The sequence below is a fragment of the Spirillospora sp. NPDC046719 genome (assembly GCF_040645715.1).
GTDB lineage: Bacteria > Actinomycetota > Actinomycetes > Streptosporangiales > Streptosporangiaceae > Spirillospora.
In genome coordinates, this window is the sequence record NZ_JBEYYT010000699.1 from 1 (window position 1) to 3,361 (window position 3,361).

The 3,361-nt window shown below is 72.0% G+C and carries 3 protein-coding genes; all 3 read right to left on the reverse strand.

Going from position 1 to position 3,361, the window contains the following annotated elements:
- A partial coding sequence (locus tag ABZ914_RS48830; RefSeq protein WP_500201434.1) for a branched-chain amino acid ABC transporter permease occupies window positions 1-976 on the reverse strand: 976 nt, incomplete at its 3' end.
- Window positions 973-1,872 (reverse strand): branched-chain amino acid ABC transporter permease, encoded by a 900-nt coding sequence (locus ABZ914_RS48835; RefSeq protein ID WP_190868914.1) that lies wholly within the window; start codon window positions 1,870-1,872, stop codon window positions 973-975. The genes ABZ914_RS48830 and ABZ914_RS48835, both read right to left, overlap by 4 nt.
- A 10-nt stretch (window positions 1,873-1,882) precedes the next feature.
- The gene (locus ABZ914_RS48840; RefSeq protein WP_500201435.1) at window positions 1,883-3,082 is read right to left on the reverse strand and encodes a branched-chain amino acid ABC transporter substrate-binding protein; all 1,200 of its coding nucleotides are present in this window, start codon (window positions 3,080-3,082) and stop codon (window positions 1,883-1,885) included.
- Window positions 3,083-3,361: the final 279 nt, after the last annotated feature.

Below are 3,361 nucleotides of genomic sequence, written 5' to 3' on the forward strand. Positions count from 1 at the left end.
GCCGCGCCTCGGCCGGCGCCCGCGCGGGCAGCCGGAACCGGCGCGGCCGGGCCGGCCACACGCCCTGCGGCCGCAGGATCACGATGACGATGAGCAGCAGTGCGAAGAACAGCCCCCGGTACTCCTGCACGGTCCGCAGCGCCTCGGGCAGCGCGACGATGACGATCGCGCCGATCATCACGCCGGGCCGGCTGCCCATCCCGCCGATGATGACCACCAGCAGGATCATCAGCGAGGTCAGGAACGTGAAACTGGACGGGTCGACGGTGCCGAGCTGCGCCGCGTTCAGCGGGCCGGCGACCGCGCCGACGGCGGCGCCGAGGACGTAGGCGAGCAGCTTCACCCGCCGGGACGGGACGCCGACCGCCTCGGCGGCGGTGTCGTCGGAGCGGATCGCCCGCCACGCGTACGCCAGCCGCGACCGCGCCAGCAGGCCCGTCAGGACCAGCACGGCGACGAAGAACGCGAGCGCCAGGTGGAAGAAGCCGGCGGGCGTGACGACCTGCCGTCCGGCGACCGAGACCGGCGGGATCCCGGTCAGCCCGTTCGGGCCGCCGGTGACGTCCAGGTTCACCACCGTGATCCGGATGATCTCGCCGAAGCCGAGGGTGACGATCGCGAGGTAGTCGCTGCGCAGCCGCAGCGTCGGGTACCCGATCACGACCCCGGCGGCGGCCGCGGCGAGCACCGCCGCCGGCAGCGTCAGCCAGAAGTTCCAGCCCAGCTTCACCATCAGCAGCCCGGACGTGTACGCGCCGATCGCGAAGAACGCCGCGAAGCCGAGGTCCAGCAGCCCGGCGTAGCCGACGACGATGTTGATGCCGAGCCCGAGGATCGCGTAGATGAGGATCGTCCCGGCGACGGTGACCTGGTAGTCGTCCATCACCTGCCCGCCGGCCAGCGCGAGCACGACCAGCAGCGGCCAGCCCCCGTACCGGAGCGCCAGGTCCCGGCGCAGCGGGTTCCCGGCCCTCATGCGCGCTCCACGACGCGTTCGCCGAACAGCCCGGTCGGCCGCAGCGCCAGCACCGCGATCAGCAGCCCGAAGATGATCACATCGGTCCAGCGGGACGAGACGTACCCGGCGGCGAACGACTGGACGAGCCCGATGCACACGCCCGCGACCATCGTCCCCGGCAGGTTTCCGATGCCGCCGAGCACCGCGGCGGTGAACGCGCGGAGCCCGATCAGGAACCCCATCCCGAAGCTGATCTGCACGTAGTACAGCCCGTACATGACGCCGGCGGCGCCCGCGAGCAGGGAGCCGACGAAGAACGTGACGAGGATGAGCCGCTCGACGTCGATGCCCTGCAGCCGCGCGGCGTCCCGGTCCATCGCCAGCGCCCGCATCGCGGTGCCGGTGACGGTCCGGGTGACGAACAGCCACAGCCCCGCCATCAGCGCCACCGACAGCAGCACGAGCGCGAGCTGGCCGTAGGTGACGCGGACGGTCCCGCTGAAGATCCGGCCGCCGTCCAGCACCCCCGGGTACGACTTGAACCGGGCGTGCGTCAGGTCCTTCACGCCCTCCTCCAGCGCCAGCGACACCCCGATCGCGGAGATCAGCAGCGCCAGCCGGGGCGAGGACAGCAGCGGGACGTAGGCGGCGCGGGCGATCCCGGTGCCGACCAGGCCGGTGGCGAGCGCGCCCGCCACCACCGCGGCGAGCACCGCGGGCCAGGCCGACCCGCCGGTCACGCCGAGCGTGGTGAGGACCCCGTACCCGGCGAACGCCCCGATCATGAACACGTCGCCGTGCGCGAAGTTGATCAGCCGCACCACGCCGTAGATCATCGAGTAGCCGAGCGCGATCAGCGCCAGGAACGCCCCGATGGTCAGGCCGTTGACCAGGTACTGGACGAACTCGCTCATGCCGCCGCGCTCATGAGGTCTTGGCGTCCACCCAGGCGCCGCTCTTGTCGAGCTTCTTGTAGGCGGTGAACGCGCCGTTCTGCACGTGGACGGTGATGTACAGCGGGTCGGTCCGGTCGCCCTTCGCGTCGAAGGTGATGGGGCCGGTGATGCCGGGGAAGTCCCTGACGCCGTGCAGGCCCTTGATGATGTCGGTGCCCTTCGTCCCGGTCTGCCCGATGACCTTCGCGAGGACCTTCACCGCGTCGTACTCGTAGACGGAGAACGGCCCCGGGTCGGCGCCGTTCTTCGCCTTGTAGGCGGACACGAACCCCGACGCGGCGGGCAGGTCCTTGGCGAGCGGCGCGGTGGTGGCGATGTAGCCGTCCGCCGCGGAGCCGGCCGTCTTCAGGACGGTCGCGTCGGTCGTCGCGTCCCCGCCCATCAGCGTGAACCTCAGGCCGAGCTGCTTGCGCTGCTTCATCAGCAGGCCCGCCTCGGCGTAGTAGCCGGTGAAGTACAGCACGTCCGGCCTCGTCGAGGCGACCTTCGTCAGGACCGGGCTGTAGTCGGACTGGCCGGGCTGCAGCGCGTCCTCGTAGACGACCTGCCCGCCGGCCTGCTTCACCGAGGCCGCCGCGGCGTCCGCGAGGCCCTTGGCGTAGGTGGTGTTGTCGTGCAGCAGCGCGACGCGCCTCGCGCCGAGCGGGCCGGTCATGAACTTCGCCGCGACCAAGCCCTGGTTGTCGTCGCGCCCGCAGGTCCGGAACACCTTGCCCTTGCCGCTGTCGGTCAGCGACGGGTTGGTGGAGGCGTCCATGACGAACGGCACGCTCCGCCGCCCGTAGATCGGGATCGCGGGCACCGCCGCGCCCGAGCAGTAGCCGCCGGCGACCGCGACCACGCCGCTGTTGAGCAGCTTCTGCGCGGCCTGCGCGCCCTGCTGCGCGCTGCACTGGTCGTCCGCCTGGACGATCTTGATCTTCTTGCCCTTCACCCCGCCGGCCCTGTTGACCTCGTCGGCGGCGACCTTCGCGGCGGCGAGGATGTCCTGGCCGGCGGACGCGGAGTCGCCGCTCAGCGGGGCCGGCACGCCGATCTTGACCTCGCCGGATCCGCCGGAGCCGCCCGACCCGCAGCCGGCGGCGAGCGGGACCAGCAGCAGCCCGGCGCCGGCCGCCGCGAGCCCGTGCGATCGCGCTCCGCGGCGCCGTGGTTTCGTGGACGTCATCGGTGCTCCCTCGCTCGTCAGGCGGGTTGGCAAAAGCGTGATCCGTCGACGGACGGCCGTCGAGACGACGAAGCATGCGATCTCATGTCGTGATCGGTAAGCACCGCTTGCCCTTTCGGACTCGACAGCGCGGGGCGCGGCTCGCGAGGATCGCCGCATGGCCGACGTCCTGCTGCTGTCCGCCGCCGACGTGCGCGCGGTGTTCGACCTGCCGGCCGCGATCGAGTCGCAGCGCGCCGCGTTCGCGGCGCTCGGCACGGGAGAGGCGCGGCTCGCGCC